The organism is Bradyrhizobium sp. CB1717 (assembly GCF_029714325.1).
Classification (GTDB): Bacteria; Pseudomonadota; Alphaproteobacteria; order Rhizobiales; family Xanthobacteraceae; genus Bradyrhizobium.
Genome location: NZ_CP121666.1, coordinates 2898944 through 2925130, shown reverse-complemented (window position 1 = coordinate 2925130; position 26187 = coordinate 2898944). Strand labels below are relative to the sequence as shown.

At 63.3% G+C, this 26187-nt stretch carries 34 protein-coding genes; 21 read left to right on the top strand and 13 right to left on the bottom strand.

Annotation, left to right across the window (positions count from 1 at the left end; translation table 11 throughout):
- Positions 1-151 precede the first annotated feature (151 nt).
- The 3 genes from QA649_RS13835 (at position 152) to thiC (ending at position 3593) form a co-directional block, all read left to right on the top strand.
- On the top strand, positions 152-934 hold the full coding sequence (locus tag QA649_RS13835; protein ID WP_283024670.1) for a thiazole synthase: 783 nt from the start codon (positions 152-154) through the stop codon (positions 932-934).
- Positions 921-1526, top strand: a complete 606-nt coding sequence (locus tag QA649_RS13830; RefSeq protein ID WP_283024669.1) for a thiamine phosphate synthase — start codon at positions 921-923, stop codon at positions 1524-1526. Before QA649_RS13835 ends, QA649_RS13830 begins: the two co-directional genes overlap by 14 nt.
- 168 nt (positions 1527-1694) lie before the next feature.
- Positions 1695-3593 carry a phosphomethylpyrimidine synthase ThiC gene (gene thiC / locus QA649_RS13825; RefSeq protein ID WP_283024668.1) on the top strand — a complete coding sequence of 633 codons (1899 nt, stop codon included), beginning with the start codon at positions 1695-1697 and terminating at the stop codon, positions 3591-3593.
- Between the two features lie 9 nt (positions 3594-3602).
- Here thiC and QA649_RS13820 read toward each other — a convergent pair whose 3' ends face one another.
- On the bottom strand, positions 3603-4610 hold the full coding sequence (locus QA649_RS13820; protein ID WP_283024667.1) for a hypothetical protein: 1008 nt from the start codon (positions 4608-4610) through the stop codon (positions 3603-3605).
- Between the two features lies 1 nt (position 4611).
- Positions 4612-5664 (bottom strand): DUF262 domain-containing protein, encoded by a 1053-nt coding sequence (locus QA649_RS13815; protein WP_283024666.1) that lies wholly within the window; start codon positions 5662-5664, stop codon positions 4612-4614.
- A 247-nt stretch (positions 5665-5911) separates the two neighbouring features.
- On the opposite strand from QA649_RS13815, the gene QA649_RS13810 reads away from it, so the two are divergent.
- On the top strand, positions 5912-6412 hold the full coding sequence (locus QA649_RS13810; protein WP_283024665.1) for a mismatch-specific DNA-glycosylase: 501 nt from the start codon (positions 5912-5914) through the stop codon (positions 6410-6412).
- Between the two features lie 313 nt (positions 6413-6725).
- Here the strand turns inward: QA649_RS13810 and QA649_RS13805 are convergent, their stop codons facing one another.
- The gene (locus QA649_RS13805) at positions 6726-7163 is read right to left on the bottom strand and encodes a VOC family protein (RefSeq protein WP_283024664.1); all 438 of its coding nucleotides are present in this window, start codon (positions 7161-7163) and stop codon (positions 6726-6728) included.
- 260 nt (positions 7164-7423) lie between these two features.
- On the opposite strand from QA649_RS13805, the gene QA649_RS13800 reads away from it, so the two are divergent.
- From QA649_RS13800 to QA649_RS13790, 3 genes are all read left to right on the top strand, one after another.
- A complete protein-coding gene (locus QA649_RS13800; protein WP_283024663.1) occupies positions 7424-8071 on the top strand; it encodes a glutathione S-transferase family protein in 648 nt (215 codons plus the stop codon).
- A gap of 146 nt (positions 8072-8217) precedes the next feature.
- Positions 8218-8913 (top strand): glutathione S-transferase family protein, encoded by a 696-nt coding sequence (locus QA649_RS13795; protein WP_283024662.1) that lies wholly within the window; start codon positions 8218-8220, stop codon positions 8911-8913.
- Between the two features lie 276 nt (positions 8914-9189).
- The gene (locus tag QA649_RS13790) at positions 9190-10035 is read left to right on the top strand and encodes a hypothetical protein (protein ID WP_283024661.1); all 846 of its coding nucleotides are present in this window, start codon (positions 9190-9192) and stop codon (positions 10033-10035) included.
- Positions 10036-10073: 38 nt separating this feature from the next.
- Here QA649_RS13790 and QA649_RS13785 read toward each other — a convergent pair whose 3' ends face one another.
- Positions 10074-10508 (bottom strand): hypothetical protein, encoded by a 435-nt coding sequence (locus tag QA649_RS13785; protein WP_018641000.1) that lies wholly within the window; start codon positions 10506-10508, stop codon positions 10074-10076.
- A gap of 513 nt (positions 10509-11021) precedes the next feature.
- On the opposite strand from QA649_RS13785, the gene QA649_RS13780 reads away from it, so the two are divergent.
- The 4 genes from QA649_RS13780 to QA649_RS13765 all read left to right on the top strand — a co-directional run bounded on the left by QA649_RS13780 (position 11022) and on the right by QA649_RS13765 (position 13070).
- Positions 11022-11405, top strand: coding sequence for a RidA family protein (locus tag QA649_RS13780; RefSeq protein ID WP_018641001.1), 384 nt, complete (start codon positions 11022-11024; stop codon positions 11403-11405).
- Positions 11406-11561: 156 nt separating this feature from the next.
- Positions 11562-11822, top strand: coding sequence for a hypothetical protein (locus tag QA649_RS13775; protein ID WP_283024660.1), 261 nt, complete (start codon positions 11562-11564; stop codon positions 11820-11822).
- Between the two features lie 239 nt (positions 11823-12061).
- On the top strand, positions 12062-12313 hold the full coding sequence (locus QA649_RS13770) for a hypothetical protein (RefSeq protein WP_283024659.1): 252 nt from the start codon (positions 12062-12064) through the stop codon (positions 12311-12313).
- A 118-nt stretch (positions 12314-12431) separates the two neighbouring features.
- Positions 12432-13070: a hypothetical protein gene (locus tag QA649_RS13765; RefSeq protein ID WP_283024658.1), complete on the top strand. Its 639-nt coding sequence runs from the start codon at positions 12432-12434 to the stop codon at positions 13068-13070.
- 130 nt (positions 13071-13200) lie between these two features.
- Here the strand turns inward: QA649_RS13765 and QA649_RS13760 are convergent, their stop codons facing one another.
- Complete coding sequence (locus QA649_RS13760; RefSeq protein ID WP_260388912.1) at positions 13201-13686, bottom strand: J domain-containing protein; 486 nt, start codon at positions 13684-13686, stop codon at positions 13201-13203.
- A 111-nt stretch (positions 13687-13797) separates the two neighbouring features.
- Here QA649_RS13760 and fabG point away from each other — a divergent pair, with 111 nt between their 5' ends.
- Together fabG and QA649_RS13750 are read left to right on the top strand one after the other, a co-directional pair.
- On the top strand, positions 13798-14565 hold the full coding sequence (gene fabG / locus QA649_RS13755; RefSeq protein ID WP_283024657.1) for a 3-oxoacyl-ACP reductase FabG: 768 nt from the start codon (positions 13798-13800) through the stop codon (positions 14563-14565).
- 263 nt (positions 14566-14828) lie between these two features.
- Positions 14829-15074, top strand: a complete 246-nt coding sequence (locus tag QA649_RS13750) for a helix-turn-helix domain-containing protein (RefSeq protein WP_018641007.1) — start codon at positions 14829-14831, stop codon at positions 15072-15074.
- A gap of 21 nt (positions 15075-15095) precedes the next feature.
- Here QA649_RS13750 and QA649_RS13745 read toward each other — a convergent pair whose 3' ends face one another.
- Entirely contained in the window at positions 15096-15365 is a 270-nt protein-coding gene (locus tag QA649_RS13745) for a hypothetical protein (protein WP_283024656.1), read from the bottom strand.
- A gap of 159 nt (positions 15366-15524) precedes the next feature.
- On the opposite strand from QA649_RS13745, the gene QA649_RS13740 reads away from it, so the two are divergent.
- Complete coding sequence (locus QA649_RS13740; RefSeq protein WP_283024655.1) at positions 15525-16034, top strand: collagen-like protein; 510 nt, start codon at positions 15525-15527, stop codon at positions 16032-16034.
- 50 nt (positions 16035-16084) lie between these two features.
- Here the strand turns inward: QA649_RS13740 and QA649_RS13735 are convergent, their stop codons facing one another.
- Together QA649_RS13735 and QA649_RS13730 are read right to left on the bottom strand one after the other, a co-directional pair.
- Positions 16085-16306 carry a hypothetical protein gene (locus QA649_RS13735; protein WP_026311702.1) on the bottom strand — a complete coding sequence of 74 codons (222 nt, stop codon included), beginning with the start codon at positions 16304-16306 and terminating at the stop codon, positions 16085-16087.
- Between the two features lie 97 nt (positions 16307-16403).
- A complete protein-coding gene (locus tag QA649_RS13730) occupies positions 16404-16670 on the bottom strand; it encodes a DUF2277 domain-containing protein (RefSeq protein WP_283024654.1) in 267 nt (88 codons plus the stop codon).
- A gap of 128 nt (positions 16671-16798) precedes the next feature.
- Between QA649_RS13730 and QA649_RS13725 the strand changes: the two genes are divergently transcribed.
- From QA649_RS13725 to QA649_RS13715, 3 genes are all read left to right on the top strand, one after another.
- Positions 16799-17860, top strand: coding sequence for an alpha/beta fold hydrolase (locus tag QA649_RS13725; RefSeq protein WP_283024653.1), 1062 nt, complete (start codon positions 16799-16801; stop codon positions 17858-17860).
- A 171-nt stretch (positions 17861-18031) separates the two neighbouring features.
- On the top strand, positions 18032-18376 hold the full coding sequence (locus QA649_RS13720) for a hypothetical protein (protein WP_026311703.1): 345 nt from the start codon (positions 18032-18034) through the stop codon (positions 18374-18376).
- 77 nt (positions 18377-18453) lie between these two features.
- A complete protein-coding gene (locus QA649_RS13715; RefSeq protein WP_283024652.1) occupies positions 18454-19056 on the top strand; it encodes an MSMEG_1061 family FMN-dependent PPOX-type flavoprotein in 603 nt (200 codons plus the stop codon).
- A gap of 177 nt (positions 19057-19233) precedes the next feature.
- Here the strand turns inward: QA649_RS13715 and bfr are convergent, their stop codons facing one another.
- From bfr to QA649_RS13700, 3 genes are all read right to left on the bottom strand, one after another.
- Positions 19234-19722: a bacterioferritin gene (bfr, locus tag QA649_RS13710; protein ID WP_011089420.1), complete on the bottom strand. Its 489-nt coding sequence runs from the start codon at positions 19720-19722 to the stop codon at positions 19234-19236.
- Positions 19723-19855: 133 nt separating this feature from the next.
- Entirely contained in the window at positions 19856-20128 is a 273-nt protein-coding gene (locus tag QA649_RS13705; RefSeq protein ID WP_283024651.1) for a (2Fe-2S)-binding protein, read from the bottom strand.
- A gap of 158 nt (positions 20129-20286) precedes the next feature.
- Complete coding sequence (locus tag QA649_RS13700; protein ID WP_283024650.1) at positions 20287-20589, bottom strand: hypothetical protein; 303 nt, start codon at positions 20587-20589, stop codon at positions 20287-20289.
- Between the two features lie 134 nt (positions 20590-20723).
- On the opposite strand from QA649_RS13700, the gene QA649_RS13695 reads away from it, so the two are divergent.
- Together QA649_RS13695 and QA649_RS13690 are read left to right on the top strand one after the other, a co-directional pair.
- On the top strand, positions 20724-21044 hold the full coding sequence (locus tag QA649_RS13695; RefSeq protein WP_283024649.1) for a hypothetical protein: 321 nt from the start codon (positions 20724-20726) through the stop codon (positions 21042-21044).
- A 236-nt stretch (positions 21045-21280) separates the two neighbouring features.
- The gene (locus QA649_RS13690) at positions 21281-21562 is read left to right on the top strand and encodes a hypothetical protein (protein WP_283024648.1); all 282 of its coding nucleotides are present in this window, start codon (positions 21281-21283) and stop codon (positions 21560-21562) included.
- Between the two features lie 176 nt (positions 21563-21738).
- On the opposite strand, the gene QA649_RS13685 is transcribed toward QA649_RS13690, so the two are convergent.
- Together QA649_RS13685 and ettA are read right to left on the bottom strand one after the other, a co-directional pair.
- The gene (locus QA649_RS13685) at positions 21739-22965 is read right to left on the bottom strand and encodes a lytic murein transglycosylase (RefSeq protein ID WP_283024647.1); all 1227 of its coding nucleotides are present in this window, start codon (positions 22963-22965) and stop codon (positions 21739-21741) included.
- 7 nt (positions 22966-22972) lie between these two features.
- The gene (ettA, locus tag QA649_RS13680) at positions 22973-24622 is read right to left on the bottom strand and encodes an energy-dependent translational throttle protein EttA (protein WP_283024646.1); all 1650 of its coding nucleotides are present in this window, start codon (positions 24620-24622) and stop codon (positions 22973-22975) included.
- 233 nt (positions 24623-24855) lie between these two features.
- Between ettA and QA649_RS13675 the strand changes: the two genes are divergently transcribed.
- Together QA649_RS13675 and QA649_RS13670 are read left to right on the top strand one after the other, a co-directional pair.
- Positions 24856-25071 carry a hypothetical protein gene (locus QA649_RS13675; protein ID WP_260388897.1) on the top strand — a complete coding sequence of 72 codons (216 nt, stop codon included), beginning with the start codon at positions 24856-24858 and terminating at the stop codon, positions 25069-25071.
- A gap of 132 nt (positions 25072-25203) precedes the next feature.
- Positions 25204-26166, top strand: coding sequence for a D-2-hydroxyacid dehydrogenase family protein (locus QA649_RS13670; protein ID WP_283024645.1), 963 nt, complete (start codon positions 25204-25206; stop codon positions 26164-26166).
- Positions 26167-26187: the final 21 nt, after the last annotated feature.

Here is a 26187-nt window from a genome sequence, read left to right as displayed (position 1 = left end):
CGCTTGCGGGGAGAGGTCGGATCGCCCTTCGCGATCCGGGTGAGGGGGTACAGGTATCTCGGCATCGGTACGCGCGGAGAGAGCCCCTCACCCCAACCCTCTCCCCGCAAGAGCGGGGCGAGGGAGCAGACCGCAGCAAGCGGAGGCACTGATGGTCAATTTCTACGGCAAAACCTTCGCCTCGCGCCTGCTCATCGGCAGCGCGCTCTATCCATCCCCCGCGATCATGCAGGACGCGATCCGCGCCTCCGGCTCGAACATCGTCACGGTGTCGCTGCGGCGCGAATCCGCCGGCGGCAAGACCGGCGACGCGTTCTGGAATCTGATCCGCGAGCTCGACGTCACCGTGCTGCCGAACACCGCCGGTTGCCGCACGGTGCGCGAGGCCGTGACCACCGCAAAACTCGCGCGCGAGCTGTTCGGCACCAGCTGGATCAAGTTAGAGGTCATCGCCGACAACGACACGCTGCAGCCCGACGTCGTCGGCCTCGTCGAGGCCGCGACCATCCTGATCAAGGACGGCTTTGAGGTGTTCCCCTATTGCACCGAGGATCTCTCGGTCGCCAACCGCCTGGTCGATGCCGGCTGCAAGGTGGTGATGCCGTGGGCAGCGCCCATCGGCAGCGCCAAGGGCATCACCAACCGCGATGCGCTGAAACTGCTGCGCGAGCGCCTGCCCGACATCACGCTGGTGGTCGACGCCGGCATCGGCGCGCCCTCCCACGCCGCGCAGGCGCTCGAGCTCGGCTACGACGCCGTCCTGCTCAACACCGCGATCGCCAAGGCCGCCGATCCCGTCGCGATGGCGAACGCCTTCCGTCTCGGCTGTGATGCCGGCCGCACCGCTTACGAAGCCGGGCTGATGAATGCCCGCGACTTCGCCTCCCCCTCCACCCCTGTCGTTGGGACCCCGTTCTGGCATGCCGTATCCTGATCGCTTCTATCCCGTCGTCGACAGCCTCAACTGGGTCGAGCGCCTGACCAAGCTCGGCGTCGGCACCATCCAGCTGCGCGCGAAGGAGCTGAACGACGCCGATGCGTTGCAGATCGTCACCGACGCGCTGGCGATCACCAAGGACACGCAGGTCAAGCTGGTCGTGAACGACTACTGGCGCGCGGCGATCGTCGCCGGCGCGAAATATCTTCATCTCGGCCAGGAGGATCTGGCGGATGCCGACCTGAAAGCCATCCGCGAGGCGGGCCTCCTGCTCGGCATCTCCACCCATGACGACGCCGAACTTGAAACCGCGCTGGCCGCCAAGCCCGATTACATCGCGCTCGGCCCGATCTTCTTCACCACGCTGAAGTCCATGCGCTTCGAGCCGCAGGGCATTCCAAAGATCACGGAATGGAAGAAGCGCATCGGCAACATCCCGCTGGTCGCGATCGGCGGCATCAAGTTCGAGCACGCCGCGGAGATCTTTGCCGCGGGCGCGGATTCCATCGCCGTGGTGTCCGACGTCACCCAGAACGCCGATCCGGACGCCCGCGTGCGGCAATGGCTCGGCCTGAAGGAAGCTGCGTGATGCACGCGCTCTTTCCAGTCGTCATTGCGAGGAGCCCTTGCGACGAAGCAATCCAGACTGCTTCCGCGGAAGCGTTTCTGGATTGCTTCGCTGCGCTCGCAATGACGGAGCAAACGATCACCAGCGTCGTCCTGGCGCACACGTACACGAATTAAACCGGAGGACCCCATGAACATCCGCTCCAACCCCGAAAAGACCGTCCCCGCCGTCACCACCGGCCCGCTGCCCTCCTCGCGCAAGATTTTTGCGTCTCCCGACGCCGCGCCGGACATCCGCGTGCCGCTGCGCGAGATCATCCTCTCCGAAGGCGCGGGCGAGCCGAACCTGCCGGTCTACGACACCTCCGGCCCCTACACCGATCCCTCCGTCACCATCGATGTCAACGCCGGCCTTGCCCGGAGCCGCAAGCAATGGGTGCTGGAGCGCGGCGGCGTCGAGGAATATGAGGGCCGGCAGATCAAGCCGGAGGACAATGGCAGCGTCTCCACCGACAAGGCCGCGCGCGCCTTCTCGGCCTACCACAAGCCGCTGCGCGGCCTCGACGGCCACAAGATCACGCAGCTCGAATTCGCCCGCGCCGGCATCATCACCAAGGAGATGATCTACGTCGCCGCCCGAGAAAATCTCGGCCGCAAGCAGCAGCTCGAGCGCGCGGAAGCAGCGCTTGCCGACGGCGAGAGCTTCGGCGCTTCGGTCCCCGCCTTCATCACCCCGGAGTTCGTGCGCGACGAGATCGCGCGCGGCCGCGCCATCATCCCCTCCAACATCAACCACAGCGAGCTCGAGCCGATGATCATCGGCCGCAACTTCCTGACCAAGATCAACGCGAACATCGGCAACTCGGCGGTGACCTCGTCGGTCGAGGAAGAGGTCGAGAAGATGGTGTGGGCGATCCGCTGGGGCGCCGACACCGTGATGGACCTTTCGACGGGCCGCAACATCCACACCACCCGCGAATGGATTTTGCGCAACTCGCCGGTGCCGATCGGCACCGTTCCGATCTACCAGGCGCTGGAGAAGTGCAACGGCGACCCGGTGGCGCTGACCTGGGAGCTCTACAAGGACACGCTGATCGAGCAGTGCGAGCAGGGCGTCGACTATTTCACCATCCACGCCGGCGTGCGCCTGCAATACATCCACCTCACCGCCAACCGCGTCACCGGCATCGTCAGCCGCGGCGGCTCGATCATGGCGAAGTGGTGTCTGGCGCATCACAAGGAGAGCTTCCTCTACACGCATTTCGACGAGATCTGCGACCTCATGCGCAAGTATGACGTCTCGTTCTCGCTCGGCGACGGCCTGCGTCCGGGCTCGATCGCGGACGCCAACGACCGCGCGCAGTTTGCCGAACTCGAAACGCTCGGCGAGCTCACCAAGATCGCGTGGGACAAGGGCTGCCAGGTCATGATCGAAGGCCCCGGCCACGTGCCGATGCACAAGATCAAGATCAACATGGACAAGCAGCTCAAGGAGTGCGGCGAGGCGCCGTTCTACACGCTTGGACCGCTGACCACCGACATCGCGCCGGGCTATGACCACATCACCTCAGGGATCGGTGCGGCCATGATCGGCTGGTTCGGCTGCGCCATGCTCTGCTACGTCACGCCGAAGGAGCATCTCGGCCTGCCCGATCGCAACGACGTCAAGACCGGCGTCATCACCTACAAGATCGCCGCCCACGCCTCCGACCTCGCCAAGGGCCACCCCGCAGCCCAGCTCCGCGACGACGCCCTCTCCCGCGCGCGGTTCGAATTCCGCTGGACCGACCAGTTCAACCTCGGCCTCGATCCGGACACGGCAAAGAGCTTCCACGACGAGACCCTGCCGAAGGAAGCCCACAAGGTCGCGCATTTCTGCTCGATGTGCGGCCCGAAGTTCTGCTCGATGAAGATCACGCAGGACGTGCGGGACTACGCGGCGACGCTGAACGATCCGAACAGCGTGGGCATGTCGATCAGCGGCACCGCCGAGGACGGCATGGCCAAGATGAGCGCGAAGTTCAAGGAGATGGGGAGCAGCGTTTATCTGGATGCGGAGAAGGTGAAGGAGAGTAATCGGGTGCTGTGAGGGCCTTGATTACTTCTCCTCCAACGAAGGGGCCTTAGTGCGCGCATATTCGAAGACTGGCGTGAGCCCTCTCACGCCAGGGAAAATTTCCAGCAGGTGATCTGTTACGTGGCACGAATATCGCTGTAGCGGCCCCGAGATCAGCCCAACCTCTTGGAGAATTCCCATACAGACCTGCAACAGCGATGCGCTTCTCGGGAACGTCTCTAAAGTAAAGCGTCGCAGCTGCTTTTCTATCGCGGCAAGCGCAACGTGGATGTCCGTCTTTTTCTGCGAAGCGCGCAGTAGATTTATTAAATTGTCTGCAAACCTCGACATATCCTTTGGATTTGCCTCCGACGGTATAACCGAATCCCTTCCCAATAGCTCAATCAACTGCACTATTTCTCGCTTCGCCTGTATGTCTGGAAAAGGAGCCTCGACTATGCCATCTGCGAGATGCTCAAATTGAAGCACAGATAAATCCAATTGCTCCGCCGCAGCCTTCATCTGCGCCGCAAGTCGAATCCTTTTCCAGTCAACAACATCCGTCTTGTAAGTGAGTGGATGAGTAGCAACAATCCAAGCATGCTCGAACGCTGTTCGAATTTGAATTTCGAACTTTATCTCATAGATTGTCTCTTGATCATCCACGTCGAGGCCCAATGGCCTTGGCAAAAATCCATACAAGCGCGTCGAATCAAATCTGAACAACTCGGGTGGCTTCCTCACAGACGTTCGAAGCTTCACCTCTTCGATATGAAAAATGCTTTGGCAGTACGAGATCGCCTCTGCTTCATGCCGAAGAGTTGGTACGACCAAGGTAACAGCGACGAGGTCATCAATCTCCGCGAACGAGCGATAGCGCCCTGACTCGATCTTTTCCGCCGCCGATTCTATCGTTTTGATCCGGGCGACAAACGGCAACATATTCTCGCGAGAGTAGGTCAATAAGGAAGCCGCGACGCGCTGTTCCACGACATCCAATCGAGGCTTAAGCTCCGAATAAATCGATATTAGCTGTTGCGGAATATTCACTCTAGACTCGCGGCAAAGTATGAACGCCCGTCAAAATCGCATTCATGATGGTAATTCTTGTCGTTCGCGGGCCGGCATCATTTGAAGCAGCTCGACTTGCTCCGAAGTACGCCAATGCTGGTGAAAATTCGTTTCGTAGAGCTTCATCCTCAACTATCGCAATAAATGTTTGGAGATAATCACGAGCTTGAACGGAGTCCAATGATGCCCTCGACCGCGTCAAACTAGAGATCGCTCCCACCAACGAATAAAAGTCGGCCTGATTTCTCAGGCGACGCCGAACTAGCTCACCGGTCTGATCTCCACGAACAATCTCGTCGATTTTCTGAACAACCTCGCGAAACTCTCGTTCGGTCTCTTCGGCCCGCTCCCATTCAGGATCGCGTAGGCTAAACGCTTGATCTAAATCATCTTGAGAGTACGACTTCGGCCCCTCCTCCAGTAAAAGCAGCAATTGTGAGACGAATTCATCGTCTCTCATCTGCTTCCTGGACGAAGCTTGAATGAATGGAAAGTTCTTTGGCAACGTCGAAAACATCCACTCAGAAAGGTCTTCGACCTTCGTTATAAAGACGCCTGAGAATTTTGCGTGCCGCAGCTCTTGCCGTGTAAGTTTTGCAACGTTTCGGTTGATGCGATCAAAGATCGTATTGATAAGCGTTTCGTCCTCCGACGGAATAAACTCCACGGCGAATTGATATCTCCAAAACCCCCTCTTTGCGTCATCGTCGAGATCTTGGAAATATTTGTCGCGATACTTCCTGACCGTTGATTCCGAGGAGACCGCGAACTCGTTATTGGCAAATTCGAAGAGCGTTAGGAGACGCTGCTTTCCGTCCACCACACTGTATTTTGCCACGCCTTCAGGGGTTATATTCTCGTAGAGGAATATGGCGGGGCATGGGTAGTCGTTCAGGACAGTATCGATAAAGAACTCCTTGTAAGGCTGATTCCAAATGCTCCTCCGCTGATATGGAGGATCCATATCGAGAAGTTTCCGCTTGTACAAATCCCACAGCCAGGAGAGTGACTGAAATGTTGCTTTCCTTTGCATATCTCTCTTTCTAACATCGACACCGCGCTTGCGATGCGCCCCGACATTGCAACCCTACGACGCATCAAAACGAATTAGCAAGTAAACTTCGGGACTAGTGATCTGACAGGAAGACGCAATCCTTCCGTTTGCTTAGGCGCGTCACTCACATGGGCCGATCTTCTTGAAATTCCACCCTATCCAATCTCCTGATACGTTGGCTGCCCGTTCTCTTGCAGCAGGCGCCAACACCGCAATGTTGGGCACTATGCTCCACCGCCTCCCCGACCAGCTCCGCCCCAATCTCCGCCTCGTCTTCGTCGGCACCGCCGCCTCTACGCGCTCGGCGGAGCTCGGGCACTACTACGCCCATCCCGGCAACCGCTTCTGGCGCGCGATCCATGAGGCCGGGATCACGCCGCGGCGCTATCAGCCCGGCGAGTTCGCAAAGCTGATCGAGCTCGGGATCGGCTTCACCGATCTCTCCAAGTCGGGCGCCGGGATGGATCACCAGATCGCGGCGGAGACGATCGACGTGGCGGGGTTCAGGGCGAAGATGGAAAAGTACCGGCCGCGGACGATTGCGTTCACGAGCAAGAGGGCGGCGAGCTTGTTTTACGGCAGGCCGTCAGCTGCGATTGCGCTGGGGCGGCAGGCATCGGATGGAAGCTGGCCGGAGATTTTCGTGCTGCCCTCGCCGTCCGGTGCGGCGTCGGGGAGTTGGACGATTGAGCCTTGGCGAGAGTTGGCGGAGTGGATTGCTGCGTAGGGTGAGTTAGTGGCAGCGCCAAACTCAGTCATCGTCCTGGCGAAAGCCAGGACCCATTACCCCAGGGAGGAGTTTGGCGAAGACTCGCGGTCCGGTACTGCGATCGTCCGCAACCGAAACATCACGCGGTATGGGTCCTGGCTTTCGCCAGGACGACACCGTGGGTGGGACTCGCGGTCCTGCTCAAACACGAAACTTCGTAGCCTCGTAGGGTGGGCAAAGGCGCGTCAGCGCCGTGCCCACGATTTCTTCGCGAGTCGTGGGCACGGCGCGAAGAGCGCGCCTTTGCCCACCCTACGGCACCGTCAGCCCCTCACCCCGCATACGCCTTGTCCAGCTCCGCGATCACGAGCTTCCGCATCCCCAGCATTGCCTGCATCACGCGGTTCGCTTTGGTGCGGTCGGGGTCGCCGAGATAGCGGCCGAGCGCTGTCGGGATCACCTGCCAGGACAGGCCGAACTTGTCCTTGAGCCAGCCGCACCTCGATTCCTCACCGCCGTCGGCGGTGAGCGCTTCCCAGAAATAATCGACCTCGCCTTGCGTCTCGACGCTGACGAAGAACGACACCGCCTCGTTGAAGCGGTATTGCGGCCCGCCATTGAGCGCGTGGAAGCGCTGGCCCTCGAGCTCGAACACCGCCATGAAGTCGCTGACGGCCTCGACCCTGGCGTTGGGAAACACCGATTTGTAGAACGCGACGGCCTCGGGGACGTTGTTGTCGAACCAGAGAAACGGCGTGATCGAGGTCATGAACGGGGCTCCTTTCGGCTCGGGCGGGGCGCACGGCCGCGCGCCGGTGTTCCAAGGACGTGGTGGGGAGCGGCGTTCCGACAGTGAGGACCGGATTTTCTTGTAGCCCGGATGAGCGATAGCGACATCCGGGACCGGCAGCAGCCCCGCATATCGCTATCGCTCATGCGGGCTACAGGCCCCACAAAACGCGATAGCCTGTCGGAAACTGCCCCCGCCACTCGTCCTCTGGACGCAACGCCGACAACCCGGAGCCCCCCATGCCCACCATCACCGCCTTCGAAAACTCGCCCGACCGCGGCCGCGGGCAGGCGCGTGACATGCGCGTGCGCTGGGCGCTGGAGGAGGCCGGCCAGCCCTACGACGTTCGCCTCGTGTCGTTCGCGGCGATGAAGCAGCCGGCGCATCTGGCGCTGCATCCGTTCGGGCAGATTCCGACCTATGAGGACGGCGGTCTCGCTTTGTTCGAAACCGGCGCGATCGTGCTCCATATCGCCGAGCGCCATGCCGGACTGCTGCCGACGGATGGCAACGCCAGAAGCCGGGCGATCGCGTGGATGTTCGCCGCGCTGAACACGCTGGAGCCACCGATCGTCGAGCTCGGCATGGCCATGCTGTTCGAGCGCGACAGGAGCTGGTACGCGGAGCGGCTGCCCATGCTGCAGGATCGCGTCCGCACCAGGCTCGGCGAATTGTCCCGCCGCCTCGGCGAAGCCGATTGGCTCGACGGCGCATTCAGCGCCGGCGATCTCATGATGGTGACGGTGCTGCGCCGGCTGAACACCTCGGGCCTGCTGGAGGAATACCCTGACATCGCCGCCTATGTCGCCCGCGGCGAGGCGCGGCCGGCGTTCAGGCGCGCGTTCGATGCGCAGCTTGCGGTGTTTCAGGCGGCGTCGCGTTCGTAGGGTCGCTTCGTAGCCCGGATGAGCGAAGCGACATCCGGGGCCGCTGTTTCCGCATGTCGCTGCGCTCATCCGGGCAACGAGACGGCCATTGCGTCCACCATCACACCCCTGCATGCTGGCGCCCGCCACCCCGGAGGAGCCCGCCAATGCTGACCCTCTATTCCTATCCAAAACTCTTCGGCGTCGCCGACAACAACGGCTATGGCCTCAAGGTCTACGCGTTCCTGAAGCTCGCGGGCGTGCCGTTCGTGCACGAGCATATCTTCGATGCCTCCGCCGCGCCGCGCGGGCAGCTGCCTTACATCGTCGACGACGGCGAGACCATCGGCGACAGCGAGACCATCATCGCGCATCTCATCGCCAAATATCGCCTGACCATCGATGCGGCGCTATCGGCGGAGCAGCGCCGAACCAATCATCTGATCACGCGCATGCTGGACGATCTCTACTGGGTGATGTCGTATTCGCGCTGGAAGGACGAGCGCTTCTATCCGGCGTTCCGCGACGGTTTCATCGCGCAGCATCCGCAAGTGAGTGCGGAAGGGTTCGAGAAGGCGAAGGCGTATAACGCGCAGCGCTATCATTACCAGGGCATCGGCCGCTACACGCCCGAGCAGGCCTATGCGCGGGGGCTCGCCGATCTGCAGGTGCTGGCCGAGATCGTGCCGGCCACGGGCTTCGTCCATGGCGCGGCGCCAACCAGCTGTGATGCCGGCATCTACGGCTTCGTCGCCAACATCTATTATTTTCCGATCCCGACGCCGCTGAAGGCCTTCGTCGACGCGCATGCAAACCTCGTCGCGCATTGCGAGCGGATTCATGCGGCGGTCGGTGGAAAATAGGGTGGGTTAGCTTTGGTGTCTCAGGAGGTTGTCCATCTGGTCTGAACCGAGGAAGCCGAGGTGGCGGGTTACGCCTTGCGCCGCCGTGTGTGGCGCGCCCGCGGTTGTGACCGGCCAAGATCCTGCCTTCGTCTGCGACTGACAGGCTATCGCCCAAAAACAGCCCCAGACTTTCCATGCCTTAGTCTTGCTTTGGTCAAAGCTGCACTGGGGAGTGCGCAATGCGGAAGTCGGACGAACCACCTCATTCAGCGTCAACCCGGGCAGGAGGCGCAGATGCAGTCCACGCTGGAAATGCAATCCACTCCCGACATCAAGCCAGCCGATCCACCCGCCGTCGATCCGGGACGCTCCACGCAGGGATCGGGACTGTCCGCGCCGGACAAGGAGCTGGTTGCACGCGCCGATGAAAGGCTCGCGCATGCCTATGAACAGATCGCGCTCGCCGATGAACAACTCGCACGTATAAACCAGCAGATGTCCAGATTAGGGCCCGAGGCGGGCCACCAACTCGACCGCCGGTCCTTCCGGCACAGGTCGGCGCTGCGCGGCTTGATCGGCCTCTTGTTGGCGGCGTGCATCTTCAGCGCTGCCTTTGCCTCGCAGTTCGCCAGCGACGCGACGCAGCAGATGATTTCCCGCTGGGCGCCGCAAGCGGTTTCGGCTGCCGTGCTGCCGAACGAAGAAACCCAGCCCTCCATCCAGCCGGCAGCGCCTTTCGTTCGGTTGGCTGCGGCTGACGCTACCCTTTCGCAAGCCCCACCTGCGGCTCAGACGACACCGCAAGAGATGGTGCCGACCGCGGCCGCGATACCCGCCGAGCTGACACAGTTGATCGAGACGATGTCGCACGATCTCGCCAGCGTGCTGCAAAAGATCGACGAGCTCAAAGCCAGCCAGGACCAGCTGGCCCGCGACCAGGCGACTATCACCGAGCAGGTCAAGGCCAATCAGGAACAGGTGGCGCGTCTCGTTGCCACCGCAGCCGAACAGCATCAGCGGGCGGCGACGCTGACACCCTTGCCACGGCCCGTGACCGCCCCCGCGCGCACGCCGACGCCGCCGACGCAGGCCAGAGTGCAGCGGGAGCCGCCAGTGCAATTGCGGCCGCCGTTACGGTAGCAAGGTTCGAGCTACGCGCCGGCAGGTTTCGCCGCGCCCTACCGCATCGTGATCGCAAGCCCGCTGAGATCCGCATTCGCCATCAGGCCGACCTGCGTGCCGGTCAGCTCCAGCACCGCGCCCTTCTGGTTGGTGAGCACGATGGCGCGGGCGCCGCGGCCGACCGCGAGGCCCGCACCGGCGGCGCCATAGACGCCGGCGACGTCGGAGGGACGGTTGATGTTGGAGACGCGGCCGCGCAGCACGGTCTTGGATCCCCCGAACACGAGGCCGTAGTCGAGCCCGCCGGTCGAGAGCCCATAGGAGCGGCCGCGGAAGTTCAGCACGCCGCTCCCGCCCGAGCCGCCGATGATCCAGCCCGCCTTGTAGATCGTCAGCACCACGGTGCCGCCGTCGGCCAGCGCCGAGGTCGAGAGGCCGGCGAGCGCGGCAATGGCGACCAGCGCGGCGCGAAGGGTGCTAGCGATCTTCATGGAGTGTCTCCGGGGGCTATTTTTTTGGGAGGGAAACGAATCAGACGCGGCCAAATCTATCCGATCGATCGCGGCGGCAACATGATGGAGGGAGTCTCTGCAAGCACGGCGGCGGCTGAACTCGCGGAAGGCCCCTCGTTCTCGGTCATTGCGAGCGCAGCGAAGCAATCCAGAATCCTTCCGCGGGGCCAATCTGGATTGCTTCGCTGCGCTCGCAATGACGGGATGGATGCATTCCGGCCTCTCCTGCCGGCGGCTGCATGCGGGGAAAGGCGAACCACCGCGCTCGCGAACAACCGTCGCCACCATGCCATTATGCCCCTGTTTTGCCCGACGGCGCAAACGAATATTTCGCTCTTCCCGAAATCGAAAAAGCCCAATGATTTCGGCCCGGTCTCTACTGTGCATGGGGTTGTTTTCGCATTTTTTGTCTTTGCCCCTCTGCAACCCGATTGCAACACTCCCCCGCATCCCGCTACGCTCCTGCTCCCGACACGCCGACGAGGTGATGCCATGCCGATCCAGCATTTCGCGGCCCCGCCGCACGTCAAGGCGCCGCCGCTGTCCTTTGCGACGCGCGTCGGCGACTTGCTGTTCGTCTCGGGCATTCCCGGCTTCGACGCCCATGGCGCGCTGCCCGACGGCTTCGAGGCGCAGTTCGCCAATGTCGTCGTCAATATCAAGCGCGTGCTGGACGAGGCCGGGGCCACCTTGCGTGACCTCGCCAAGGTCAACGTGCTCCTGACCCGCGCCTCGGACGTTGCCGCCATGAACGCGCTCTATGCCGGCGCCTTCGGCCCGCCGCCCTACCCCGCCCGCACCACATGCGTGGTGCATGCGCTGCCCGATCCGAAGATGCTGATCGAGATCGAGGCGGTCGCGTCGCTTTCGAAGTGAGAAGCGGTCCGGCACGTGTGGCTTGCCGGGCACGCGGCCGAACCAAATGCCCGGCATCGCCTGACATGTCAGTGAAACGGCACCTCCCCGGCTTGCCAAGGGCCGGCTTTTCCCGCACGAATTTTTGCCTCACACTTCCCCACAAGGAGATATTTCATGCGTCGCGTTCTCGCCCTCTGTGCCGTTGCCGGCATCGCTAGTTCCGTGTTCGCCGTGCCCGCCTCGGCGGCAGTCGGCTATTACGTGATCCGCTGGGACAACACCGGCATCTGCCAGGTCTGGAACGAGGACCTGAAGTACAAGCCGTTCCAGTGGGGCGTGTCGACCTACAAGGTCGTCAGCAAGCCGGTCCCGACCTTCCAGGGCGCGTCCGACCTGCAGATCAAGATGCGCGCCGAGCGCCGCTGCACGCTCTAGGCTTGATGCGACAGATCGGATTCGAAGGGCGGGTCGCGCGAAGCGATCCGCCCTTCCTCTTTTTGGCGGAGCCCTCTTTTTCAGCCGAAACCGCGCATTTCCAGCGCCTGCGCTTTGAACCTCGTCAGCATGCGGAACTACTCACCTCTTGTCCGGGGCGCAGGCCAAGAAGCGCCCCGCGCCACTCCTCCCCATCATTGTCGGGAGGCGCATCACATCTTTCATTTGAGGAGCTGATCATGCGTCGTCTTTCCATGCTGTGCGCTGCTGCGGGTCTTGCCGTCACTGCCTTCGTCGCCACGAGCCCTGCCGAAGCCAGCTATCACCTGATCCGCTGGCAGGACACCGGCTTCTGCCAGATCTGGGACGAGAGCATCCCGACTGCGCCGTGGCCGGCCGGCTATCACCGCGCCAGCGCGACCGTGCCGACCTTCCTCGACGCGCTCGTGGTGAAAGACAATGCGCTGAAGACCGGCCACTGCAGCTGGTAAGGTTCGATCGGCGGACGACAAGGGCCGGGCAAGGATGCGATGCTAGCATCCTTGCCCGTTCGCGTTTCCATCCGGCGTTTCATTCAGCGTTTCTATTCAGACCTGGCGGGATCAATCGATGCGCACGCTCACCACGACGGCAGCCATCTTCGCCTTGTCGCTCGCGTTCGTCTCCGCGGCACCGGCACAGGCGCCGCAATCCTTCCGCGTGATCTCGCCCATCTTCGGCCAGCTCGTCAGCTTCGCGATGCCGTCGAATTTCGCGGTGGTGTTCGAGAACACCAAAGGCGGCCACTACATCCGTGAAGCCGTGCTGAAGGGCGAGACGCCCGAGCAGTGGACCCAGATGATCACGGTCACGGGCGAGAAAGGCATGACGCTGACGCCGGATGCATCGCCCGAAAATTTCGCCGGCACCATCGCCGGCGGCTTCAGATCGGCCTGCCCCGACAGCTTTGCCGCGCAGCCGCTCGGCGCCATGACATTCGGCCGCTTCGAGGCTTTCGCCGCGGTGATCGGTTGCGGCCGCATCGACAGCGGCCCGACCCGTCACAGCGAGACCGCGCTGCTGATCACGCTGAAAGGCAGCACCGATTACTACACCATCCAATGGGCCGAGCGCGGCCCCGAGACCGACGAGCCGCCGATCAGGGACGAACGCTGGCAGGCGCGCCTGAACGATCTCAACCCGATCGCCCTCTGTCCGATCGTGCCAGGCGAAGCCGCGCCCTATCCGAGCTGCGTCAACAAGAGCTGAGCGCGCCGCGAGCTCAGGCTCCGTAGGGCGGGCAAAGCGCAAGCGTGCCCACCATTCCATCCATCATGAAGAAGACCGTGGGCACGGCGCTTTGCGCCTTTGCCCACCCTACGAGATCCCGCTCGCTCCCTCACGCGTCCTTGTGCGCGCCGGGATGGATCAGGACGTCGCGCGCGGCGGCGAGGTCGATGAAGGCCTGCGCGGTGCCGCCGTGGTCGGGATGCATGCCCTTGGCGGCACGGCGGTAGGCCTGGTTGATGTCGTCGCAGGTGAGCTGCACTGCGAGCGGCAGGCCCAGCATCTTGCGGGCGCGATCCTCGCTGGAGAGCTTCTTCGGCATCGCGTTGCGGCGGCCGAAGCGCGGCGCGGTCAGGCCATGGACGACCTCGAGCACCACACCGAGCCGGCGCTGGGCCGCCTGCGTGACGCTATGATCGTCATTGACCACGGCCTGGCGCAGCACCGGAAGCGCCTGCTCGGCCGCCTGCCGCAGCGTCGCATCCGTGCTCATCCGCACGATCTCGGCCACGACCCGGCCGGCCTCGGCCCAGTCGGCCGGCTGTGCCGACCGCAGGCGCTCGAGAGCGAGTTTCCAGGATTCAAGCCGTTCCATCATGCGCGCAACGTTTAGCAACACGGATCAGTATGCCAAGGCCGCCGTTTCAGACCCCTTAATTTCGGGTTAGCCTTTCATGAAACTTAGAAACGAAATCGGGAGAAAAATGTCATGGCATTGCTCGCAAACCACATCGCCGTCGTCACGGGCGCCGGGTCCGGCATCGGCCGCGCGATCGCGGCCGGCTATGCCCGCGAGGGCGCGCACGTGGTGCTGCTCGACGTCAACGCCGACACCATCGCGGAGGCCGCCGAGGAGATCCGAAAATCGGGCGGCAAGGCCGACAGCTTCGCACTCGACGTGACCAGACGCGACGATTGCTTTGCGCTCGCAAAGCAGGTCGCGGGCAAGGTCGGGCAGGTCTCGATCCTCGTCAACAATGCCGGCATCACCCGCCGCAACGCCTTCACCGCCGAGACCGAGACGGTGGCGAAGGACTGGAACGACATCATCTCGCTCAACCTCAACGGCGTCTTCAACATGACGCAGGCCTTCCTCGCGCCCTTGCGCGCGAGCAAAGGCCGCATCGTCAATATCGGCTCGATCCAGTCCTTCGTGCATCTGCGCACGCCGAGCTCGGCGGCGTATACGACGTCGAAACACGGCGTGCTCGGCTTCACCAAGGCGCTCGCGGTCGAGCTCGGCAAGGAAGGCGTGCGCGTCAACGCGATCGGGCCTGGATTCATCGAGACCAACATCAACGCCCATGTGCGTGCGACCAATCCGGCGCTGGTGCAGGCCTTCGTCGATCACACGCCGCTGGCGCGCACCGGCAAGCCCGAGGACATCGTGGGCCCCGCGATCTTCCTCGCCTCGGATATGTCGGCCTATGTCACGGGAACGATCGTGATGGTGGATGGCGGCTACCGGACGGTGTGAGGGGCTTGTCGTCACCACTCGCTCAGTGACGTCGCGCGCTATGCGAGGCACGGCAGGCGAAAATGCGGATCGAGATAGGTCCGCATCACCATGCATCTTCTGCCAAACGCGGCCGCTTCGCGGCATTCCTGAGGTCATCTGGTGCGATCGTCCGCAATTAACCTTTCATTAACCAAACCCGCCCACCGTGGTTCTACGGCCTGGGGGTCGTTGTTCTCGATCCGCTTCCAGCGAAGGAAGCGGGCGTTGATCGGGGTGTGTTGATGACCACTGTTCATGTCGCGGCGCCGCAGGACGCACAATTCCTCGCTCCGAACCAGATCGTTCCACTGCTGATCGGCGCAACCGTCGACGAGGTCGAGCGCGAGCTCGTGCTCCAGACGCTCGCCCGCTGCGACGGCAACCGCACACGCGCATCGCGCGTGCTCGGCCTGTCGGTACGCACGTTGCGCAACAAGATCAGGCTCTATGCCGCCTCCGGCATCGAGGTGCCGACCTGTCAGGAGTAGTGCGCAACTGCGTGCGGACGATCAATCCGCCTGCGAGGCCGTGCCGCGAGACAAACGGCGCAGCCCGCGCTGCGCACACATGCCAGCCAGCATCGCAATTGCGATGACTGCGACCGCCGCCGTCATCAGCTCGATGGCGCGAAGAGCGAAAGCCGTCATGACAGCCCATGCCGGCTGCGGCTCCTCCGCGAAGGCAATCGGCACGATGTCAGGCACGAGCAGTTGGGCGATGACGATGGCCGCGGCAAGGATCGCGGCGGACAGGCAGAAGATTTTCCATGCTGCGCGCATCGATCGCTCCTCGCGATGATCATGACCCTGCAAAGCTCAATGACACGCCGCCTCGCTCCGTCGATTGATGTTGATCAAGCGCAGCACGATGCGCCGGTGGAATTGCTGCTGTCGTCAAACGCCGCTAAGTAGCTTGCTTCCGGTCAAGGGAGCAGTGGTGTGGCAGACGATCAGGGACGGCAGGGACCTCCGGGTCCGCGTGGGCGGCAGGGCGAACCGGGACGGCCGGGACCGCAGGGTCATCCGGGCAAGCGGGGCCCGGACGGCGCGCGCGGCAAGCCGGGGCCGCAGGGCAAGCCGGGACCGATCGGAAAGGCGGGACCACAGGGCAAGGCCGGTCCCCAAGGCAAGCAGGGCGAAGCCGGCCCGCGTGGCGCGGCCGGCCCGCAGGGCCCGGTCGGACCGCAGGGGCCGCAAGGTCCGCGTGGCGAGCAAGGCCCGCCCGGTCAGCTTCCGTCGATCGAGCAGGTGCTGCCGTGGCTCGACCAGCTCTTCGACGCCTGGGACGAGCGCCGCCGCCAGCGCGAACGTGAAGCCGCCGAGCGCGCGGCGCTCGAGGCCGCCGTTCAGGAGGCCGGTGAGCCGATCGCCGATGACGAGGGCGACGACGGCGAAGCCGACGATCACAGGAAAAAGAAGAAAAAGAAGAAGCACGGCAACAAGAGCTGACGGCGTGCTCGCGCCCAGACGCAGCGTAGCGCGCCTGGGATACATGCCAATCAAGAAGCCCCGGAGGAATCATCCCGGCGCGACAGCATGCCCATGCGCTCGAACTGCCAGCGCATGGCGCGATACCAGAGATAGCCGACCGCAGCGCCGCACAGGGCCAGGATCACGACGCTCGCGCTCGAGAACGAGCCGCTCCACCACATCATCCACGCGGTCCACAGCAGCGTGAAGATGATGGCACCTGCCTTGAGAGGAAGAAGGGGGCGGCTCATGGTCGTGCTCCGGGCTGTCAAAACCCCCGGCAGGCATCATCGCAAGTCGAGGCGACCCGTACCGTGAGCCAGATCACGGAAGAGCCCTCTGGAGCCTCTAGCCGAACCGCAACCGCGAACGCTCCTTCGCCTTCTCCGCCTCGACCTCGCGGTCGCGCGCCGGGGCATGGGTGTGCAGCGAGACCAGGAGCCTTCGCGCGGCGTCCGAGACCTCGGCCACGGCGCGGTCGAAGGCGGCCTCGTTGGCCTGCGACGGCTTGTTGAAGCCGGACAGCTTTCGCACGAATTGGAGCGCGCTAGCGTGGATCTCGTCCTCCGTCGCCGGCGGCTCGAAGTTGAACAGCGTCTTGATGTTGCGGCACATGCGGCGTCTCTCTCCCTGGGTTTCCATAAGGACGATCGGCGGAGGCGAAATCCTACATCCTTCCCCGCACTTCTGCTAAGTTCCGCCGCAAGGCGGCCGCTGAGCATGAGCCGCACGGGGAGAGAGACATGAAAGCTTCTTGCGCGGCGCTGGCAGGCGCTCTGCTGTCCTTTTCGACATGGGCGATGGCTGCTGATTATCCGGCGCCGAAACAGGGTGACTGGATCGCCCGGGACTTCAAGTTCCACACCGGCGAGACCATGCCGGAGCTGAAGCTGCACTACACCACAATCGGCGAGCCGACCGGCCAGCCCGTATTGGTGCTGCATGGAACGGGCGGCTCGGGCACGAGCATGCTGACGCCGTCCTTCGCAGGCGAGCTGTTCGGCGCCGGGCAGCCGCTCGACGCGTCCAAATATTACGTCATCATTCCCGACAGCATCGGCCACGGCAAATCGTCAAAACCGTCCGATGGCATGAAGACGAACTTTCCAAAATACGATTACGACGACATGGTCGAAGCGCAATATCGTCTGGTGACAGAGGGCCTCGGCGTCAAGCATCTGCGGCTCGTGATCGGCAATTCGATGGGCGGCATGCACACCTGGCTGTGGGGCGAGAAATATCCGAAGGCAATGGACGCGTTGATCCCGATGGCCTCGCAGCCGACCGAGATGGCATCGCGCAACTGGATGCTGCGGCGGATCATGCTCGACACCATCCGTAGCGATCCCGACTACAACGGCGGCAATTACACCACCCAGCCGCGCATGATGAAATACGCCATCACGGCCTACGGCATCGCCAGCATCGGCGGCACGCTGGCCTATCAATCGCAGGCGCCAACGGCGGCCAAGGCCGACAAGATCGTCGACGAGCGACTGGCGACGCCGATCACGGCTGATACCAACGACTTCGTCTACCAGTGGGAATCTTCACACGACTACAATGCGGGCGAGAAGCTCGAAGCCATCGAGGCTTCGCTGCTGCTGATCAATTCCGCCGACGACGAGCGCAACCCGCCCGAGACCGGCCTCACCGAAGCTGCGATGAAGCGCGTCAAGAACGGCCGCCTCTACCTGATCCCCGCCAGCACCGAGACGCGCGGCCACGGCACCACCAGCAATGCAAAGTTCTACAGCGAGCAAATCAGACAATTTCTGCAAACCGCGCCGCAGCGGACGATGTAGGACGACGGGGCGCAAATCCACATATCGCAATGCATCATATGCGGCGCCTCGGCGCCGCATATTATTTGAGCATGCAATGCGGCGGCAGCTCAGGCTTAATCGCGTCAACGATACGAATCGACGCGCGGGACAGTCGCGCGCCAATGAACGATGCGCGAGGAGGAAGATCGCATGCACAGGCTCGCACTGTGCGTCTGGCTGGCCGCGCTGACGAGCGCCGCGTTCGCATTCGACAACGGGCAATACGATCACGTCCCACCCGACATTCGCGCCTGGTTCAAGAGCGTGATCGCGCCGAACGGCGTGCCCTGTTGCGACATCTCCGACGGCCATCGCACCGAATACGACGTACGCGGCGGCACCTATTGGGTGCCGATCGAGGGTCAGTGGATGGAGGTCCCCGAACGCGCCATCATCCGCGATCAGGGCAATCCTGTGGGTCAGGCCGTGGTCTGGTACGTCCACCATCGCGGCACCATCATCATCAGCTGCTTTGTGCCGGCCGATGCGGTGTAGCGCGTCGTGGTGGATTTCATTGGCTGGGAGCAAATCGATCGGGTAGTTTGACGCCGAGCCGACAGGGAGGCACGCCGTTGACCGATCTTTGCGCCGAAGACCTCGCCACCATCTATGCCAAACCGACGCCGCGTGTGATCGCGAAGGCACGTCCCGCGATCGATGCGCATGCGAAGAAGTTCATCGAGATGTCGCCGTTCTGCGTGCTCGCAACGTCGGACACTGACGGGAGCGTCGACGCCTCGCCGCGCGGTGGCGGCATCGGCTTCGTCCACGTCGCCGGTCCCAACCAATTGCTGATGCCGGACCGCTCCGGCAACAACCGGATCGACAGTTTTCGCAACGTCGTCGAAGGCTCGGGCTTCGTGCACCTGCTGTTCTTCGTCCCCGGCATCGACGAGACGCTGCGCGTCGGCGGACGCGGGACGCTGTCGGCCGATCCGGACCTGCTCGCCTCCATGGTGGAATTCGGCAAGCCGCCACGCGCGGTGCTGAATGTTGCGGTGAGCGAAGTCTATTTTCACTGCGGCAAGGCGCTGATGCGCTCGAAGCTATGGTCGGCGGACAAGGTGCAGCGCTCGGTGATGCCGAGCATCACCGAGGTCATTCACGAGCAGACGGGCCTCGGCGAGCCGGAGAGCCAGGCGATTACGGAAGAGCGCTACAAGGCGCAGCTGTAGGTGACTTACAGCCGTCGTCCCGGCGAAGACCGGGACCCATAACCCCAGGGAGGGGTTTGGCGGAAGTTGGTAGTGAACTTGTCCCGCGGTACTAACACCGGCGCTTGCAGATAGATCACGCGGTATGGGTCCCGGCCTTCGCCGGGACGACACCGGGTATGCGGCTAGCGCCGGAGCTCAATGCCCCTCGCCCTCGAGCCCGCCGACGTGCTTCTGGGTGTAGAGCTCGAGGCCGATGCGGCCGATCAGGTCGAGCTGGGTTTCGAGGAAGTCGATGTGATGCTCCTCATCGCTCATCAGCTTTTCGAACAGGTCGCGCGTGACGTAGTCCTTGACGCCGTGGCAATAGGTGGCCGCTTCCTGATAGAGCGCGCGCGCGCTCATCTCGGCGGCGAGATCGCACTCGATGATCTCCTTGACGTTCTGGCCGATGCGCAGGGGATCGAGCACCTGCATGTTCGGGAAGCCGTCGAAGAACAGGATGCGCGCTGTGAGCTTGTCAGCGTGCTCCATCTCCTCGATGGACTCCTTGCGCCAGACCTTGGCCATGTCGAGGAGGCCCCAATTGTCGAGGAAGCGATAGTGGAGCCAGTACTGGTTGATCGCAGTCAGCTCGTGACGCAGTGCCTTGTTGAGATAGTCGATGACTTTTGCGTCGCCCTGCATGGTTCACTCCAGCTCTTGCAGTCCAAATCGGCCCTAAACAGAATTTAGAACGCTTCTAAATCACTTTACGAATGAGGGCAACCAGCTACGGGAACGCAGCCGGGGAAAAGCTCAGCCGGAGTTGCGGAAGTTTTCAGCAGGCCGCGAGGGCGAATTCGGCGAGCTCGGACGTCTCGTCATTGGCAGCCACGGTGTGGGTATGCGGACAGCCGGCGCAGCAGGACTTGGCGCAGGGGCCAAGCGCTTCGTCGATGATGGTCTTGATGGTCCGGGCGCAGCGGCCGCATTCGGCGCTACAGCCGAGACATCCATAGACCTGCTTGGCATGACGCACGGCGTCGTCGGACTCGGCGACGGCGGCGCGGATATCATCATCGCTCAACACGTTACAGGAACAAACGATCATGGAAGCGGCAGGCCCTTCGGTGATGCGCCATCATCGATATTTAACGGGCCAGCCGGATGCAAAGGGAAAAACCGGTATTTGAAGCTATTCCAAACTGGCCTGGAAACAGCCTAGAACGGCTCTAAAATAAGGTATTGCGGTGGATCAAGGTTGCACGCTTAGTCGCCGCCACCGCCTCCCCCACCGTCGCTGCCGCCCCCGCAATCTCCGCCACTGCTGCCGCTGTCGCTGCTGGAGCAGCTGCAGCTGTCCGTCGAACTGCCCGAACTGTCGCTGGAGAACCAGCTGCCCAGCGAGAAGCCGTCGCTGCTCCCCGAATAGCTGTCGCCCGCACCCCCACCGTCACCGCCGGCCCCTGCGCGCGAGCGGCGCTGACGGTTCTGGAGATGGGAGATCCAGCCGTAGCCGATTGCAAAGATGACCCCGGCCGCAATCAATGCATTGATCATCGCGTTGCCCATCACCGTCTCCTGGCAGACCTGCGGTCCATACCAATTGGTCGCCCCCGGCAAAGGTGCCGTTCATTGATCATTCAAACGAAGTATGGAACTCTGCCCCAAAGAGTTCCCGCGTGCTTGTGCGAAAGGTCCAATTGATGAAGAAGTCGCTTCTGGCAGTCGCTGCCCTCGCCATATTGGCCCTGACGGCCGGAACCCCGGCCCATGCCCAGCGTGGCGTCGCTGCCGGCGTGGCGGCGGGAATCATCGGCGGCGCCATCGTGGGCGGCGCGCTGGCCTCTCCGTATTATTACGGACCAGGCCCCGGCTATTACGAACCGGGCTACTACCCGCCCCGCTACTATGCGCCGGGCCCGGGATATGTCGCCGACGACTATTACGGCGGCTGCGTCTGGCAGAAGCAGCGCTTCTGGGACGGATACGCTTGGCGCGTCCGCCGCGTCCGGGTTTGCGGCTGAGACCCTCGAGCCGGCTCGTTTGCACCAGTTGCCGGACCGGTTGACTACGGATATGCCGTTCATCTTGGAGCCCGAAAAAGACCGCTTTTTCTCGTCACAGCTCCGTGTGCGTTTACCGTGGATTGACCATTTGCGCGCTTCCTAGCCGCAGGGCCAATTCCATCAGAGTGTGCGTGAACCTTTGAACCCCGGGCGCCTCTAACAAGAGGAACCCATCTCCCAGGAGAGCCAAGAGCATGAAGAAGACTTTAGTTGCCGCCCTCACGGTTGCGACGGTCGCCGGTTCGCTGGTGACCGCCGCTCCGTCCGCCAAAGCCGGTGACAACATCGGCGCCGGCATCGCAGCCGGCCTGATCGGCGGCGCCATCGTCGGCGGTGCCATCGCGTCGAGCCGTCCCGCCTATGGCGGCCCCGTTTACGTGGCCGAGCCCCCGCCGCCCGCGCCCTGCTACTGGCGTCGTGAGCGCTATTGGGACGGCTACGGCTGGGTCAGCCGCCCGGTTCGCGTCTGCTACTGATCTGATCGCCCTGGCGCATGCGCGCCGCGATCAAGAGCCCGGCCGAGAGCATCGGCCGGGCTTTTTCTTTGGTGAGACGCTAAAGCGCGATGAGATTTGGATGAATCGTCAAGCTTCAGGTTGTTGTTTACGCATGATCTTTCCGGAAAACCGCTTCGCACTTTTCCGATCGTGCGTTAGCGCGCCGCCTGGATCGAGCGCAGCACCTCTTCGCTCGGCCAGCAATCGACCTTGAGTCCCGCCGACTTCTGATAGGCGCCGAGCGCGGCACGCGTCTGCATGCCGGCCTTGCCGTCGATCTTGTCCTTGTAGAGCCCGACGCGGGTGAGCCCGCGCTGCATGGTCTCGACATCCTTGGTGCGCAACTGCTTGGAGGCCGACCAGGGCGTCGCGAACGGCAGCGGGCTCGTCATGCGATCGCTGAGATGGCCGACGAACAGCACGTAGAGGTCTGAGAAGTTGTATTCCTTGATGACGAAATAGTTCTTCGTCGTGAGGAAGGACGGACCATAGATGCCTTCGGGCTGAAGCAGCGAGGCCGGCTGCGCCTGCTCTGCGGCGCTGAGCTTTTGCCCGCGCACCGGCACGAAGCCTTCACGCAGCCACTGGCCGATCGGCTTCGTCACCTCGGGCACGCCCGTCGTGCAATCGACCTTCGCCGGTGCCTGCACCTCGTAGGCCCAGCGCACGCCGCTCTGCCAGCCCTTGTTGACGAGCTGCTGCGCGGCCGAGGCCAGCGCGTCCGGCACCGAATGCCAGATGTCGATGCGACCATCGCGGTCGAAGTCGACGCCGTGCTTGTAATACTCCGACGGCAGGAACTGCGTGAGTCCGGTGGCGCCCGCCCAGGACGAGCGCATGTCCTTGCGCGTCACCACGCCTTCGCCGAGGATTTTTAGCGAGAGAATGAATTCGCTGCGATACTGATCCTTGCGCCGCCCGACATAGGCCTGCGTCGCCAGCACACGTACGAGATCGTAAGGCAGCGTATAGCGGCCATAGTCGGTCTCGCGTCCCCAGATCGCCAGCATGACGGTCGCGGGCACGCCGGAGCTCTTCTCGATCTCGGTCAGCGCCGGACGATATTTTTGCAAGAGCCGCTGTCCCTCGCCGGCCAGCCGCGCGATCGAAGCGTCCTTGACGTAGTCGGCCGGCACCTGCACGAACTCGGCTTGCGACGGCGCGCCGGTTGCGGGCCGGCCCGGCAGGATCAGATCGGGCAGCTTGTAGTCGGGCTCGAGCCCGCGCGTCTCTCCGTCGAACGTCGCGCGCGAGACGCCGGCGGCCTGCGCCTCCGGCCAGAGCGAGGCGATAAACTGCGTGAAGGCCGCGTCGGCGGCGCGGGCGGACGACCAGCCGCAGGTGACCAGGATCACCGCAGCGATGAGCGCCCGCCGCATCATGCCGAAATCACCGCGTCAGCTTCTTGTACTTCACGCGGTGCGGGATGATGCTGTCCTGGCCGAGCCGACGCATCTTGTCCTTCTCGTAGTCCTGGAAGTTGCCTTCGAACCATTCGACATGGCTGTCGCCCTCGAAGGCCAGGATGTGGGTCGCGATGCGGTCGAGGAACCAGCGATCGTGGCTGATGATGACGGCGCAGCCGGCGAAGTCCTCCAGCGCCTCTTCCAGCGCGCGTAGCGTGTCGACGTCGAGGTCGTTGGTCGGCTCGTCGAGCAGCAGCACGTTGGCTCCGGACTTCAGCATCTTGGCGAGATGCACGCGGTTGCGTTCACCGCCGGAGAGCGCGCCGACTTTCTTCTGCTGGTCCGCGCCCTTGAAGTTGAACGACGAGCAATAGCCGCGCGAGTTCACTTCCTTCTTGCCGAGCAGGATCAGCTCGTTGCCGCCGGAGATCTCCTCCCACACGGTCTTCTTGCCGTCGAGCGCATCGCGCGACTGGTCGACATAGCCGAGATGCACGGTCTCGCCGACCGTGATCGTGCCGTTGTCCGGCTGTTCCTGCTTGGTGATCATCTTGAACAGCGTGGTCTTGCCGGCGCCGTTCGCACCGATTACGCCGACAATGCCGCCGGGCGGCAGCTTGAAGGTGAGATTGTCGATCAGCAGGCGATCGCCATAGCCTTTGCTGAGGGCTTCGAAATCGACCACGTTGGCCCCGAGGCGCTCGGCGACGGGAATGATGATCTGCGCGGTCTGGGTCTGCTTCTCGCTGGCCTGCTTGAGCAGTTCCTCATAACGCTGGTAGCGCGCCTTCGACTTGGCCTGGCGTGCCTTCGGCGAGGACGCGACCCACTCCTGCTCGCGGGCGAGCGTCTTCTGGTGCGCAGCGTCCTCGCGGCCTTCCTGCTCGAGGCGCTTCTGCTTCTGCACCAGCCAGGACGAGTAATTGCCCTCGTAGGGGATGCCGCGGCCGCGGTCGAGCTCGAGGATCCACCCCGTGACGTTGTCGAGGAAGTAGCGGTCGTGGGTGACGATCAGGATCGCGCCGGGATAGTTGCGAAGGTGGCCTTCCAGCCACGACACCGACTCGGCGTCGAGGTGGTTGGTCGGTTCGTCCAGCAGCAAAAGCTCGGGCTGGTCGAGCAGAAGCCGGCAGAGCGCGACGCGGCGGCGTTCACCGCCGGATAGTTTCGTCACGTCGGCATCGTCGGGCGGGCAGCGCAGCGCGTCCATGGCCTGGTCGACCTTGCTGTCGAGATCCCACAGGCCCTGGGCCTCGATCTCGTCCTGCAGCTTGGTCATCTCGTCGGCGGTCTCCTCCGAGTAGTTGACCGCGAGCTCGTTGTAGCGGTCGAGGATCGCCTTCTGCTTGGCGACGCCCTGCATGACATTCTCGCGCACCGATAGCGCCGGATCGAGGTGCGGCTCCTGCTCGAGATAGCCGACGCGGGCGCCCTCGGCGACCCAGGCCTCGCCGGTATACTCCTTGTCGAGGCCCGCCATGATCTTGAGCAGGGTCGACTTACCGGAGCCGTTGACGCCGAGAACGCCGATCTTGGCGTCCGGGTAAAAGCTCAGCCGAATGTTGTCGAGCACCTTGCGGGTCGGGTAGCTCTTGGTCAGGCCTTCCATGAAGTAGACGAACTGGCGCGCCATCGGTCCCGTGAAACCTTCGATTTGAGGAAATTTGCTTGCCGCCGATGTAACGATCCCGCCCCCAAAGGGCAACGTTTTCCCTCCGTTCACCACGGATGAATACGGGACGGACACCATCCGGCCACCGATCCGGACAATTGAAACCATTTTTTAATAAAGCAGGCCAAAGCTCGGTTTCGCGCGGAAACAGCGCCGCCCGTCAGAACGAACGGGGAGCACAGCGAGGCCGCATCATGGCTCTGATCGAGACCCATTCCCTTCCCGTTCCGGCAGAAGCCGGGCACGTCTCCGGGTTCGCCTCGGAGATCAAGGCCTTCTGGAAGCGCTTCTTCACCACCGCCTTCAACCCCTACCGGCCCGAACTGCACTACATGCGCGGCCCCGGCCCTGCCTGGCGCGCCAAGCATGGCATGGATGCGCCGATCCGGCTGAAGCCCCGGGACCTCTAAAGCTCCCTCCCTATCGGATTTTTGAAGACGCAGGCTGCTTGCGCACGAGGCTGATTGCGCGCAACCATGGCCCGGTTCCGACGATGGCGCCACCCGCCCAGCGCCGTCACCTCTCGCCATGGATGAACGCTGATGAGCCGGCTGCGCTGCGCAATTCTCGACGACTATTTCAAACTCGCTCTCGATGTCGCCGATTGGCCGAAATTGTCCGATCGCGTCGACGTCACCGTGTTCAACCATCCCTTCGCCTCGGAGCAGGCGGCTGCCAGTGCGCTGGCCGATTTCGAGATCATCTGCGCGATGCGCGAACGCACGGCGTTTCCCAAGAACCTCTTCGATAACCTGCCGAAGCTGAAGCTGCTGCTGACATCGGGCATGCGCAACGCCGCGATCGACATGGAGGCTGCGAAGGCGAAGGGCGTCGCGATCGGCGGCACGCAATATTCGCGCGATCCCACGGCACCGCTGGCCATGGGCCTGATCCTGGAGCTGACCCGCGGCATCGGCCGCGAGAATGCGCGGATGCATGCCGGCGAGCCCTGGCAGACCTTTGCCGGCGTCGAGATCGAGGGGATGACGCTCGGCATCGTCGGTCTCGGCAAGCTCGGCAGCAAGATGGCGGGCATTGCCAAGGCGTTCGGCATGAACGTGATCGCCTGGAGCCCGAACCTCACGCCCGAGAAGTGCGCGGCGACCGGCGTCGGCTACGCCACCAAGGAGGACCTGTTCGCCAAGGCCGACATCGTCACCATCCATGTGGTGCTGAGCGATCGCTCGCGTGGCCTCGTCGGCCGCGCCGATCTCGCGCGGATGAAGCCGACGGCCTTCCTCGTCAACACCGCACGCGGGCCGATCGTGGACGAGCAGGCGCTGCTGGAAGCCTTGCAGCAGCGCAAGATCGCGGGCGCCGGCATCGACGTGTTCTCAATCGAGCCGCTGCCGGTCGACCATCCCTTCCGCAAGCTGGACAACCTCGTGCTGACGCCGCATCTCGGCTACGCGACCGAGGACGGGTTGCGCATCCATTACGGCCAGATGGTCGACGCGATCGACGCCTTCACCAAGGGCAGCGCGCTGCCGCGCAAGCTGGCCTGAAACGAAAAGGGCGTGCCGACG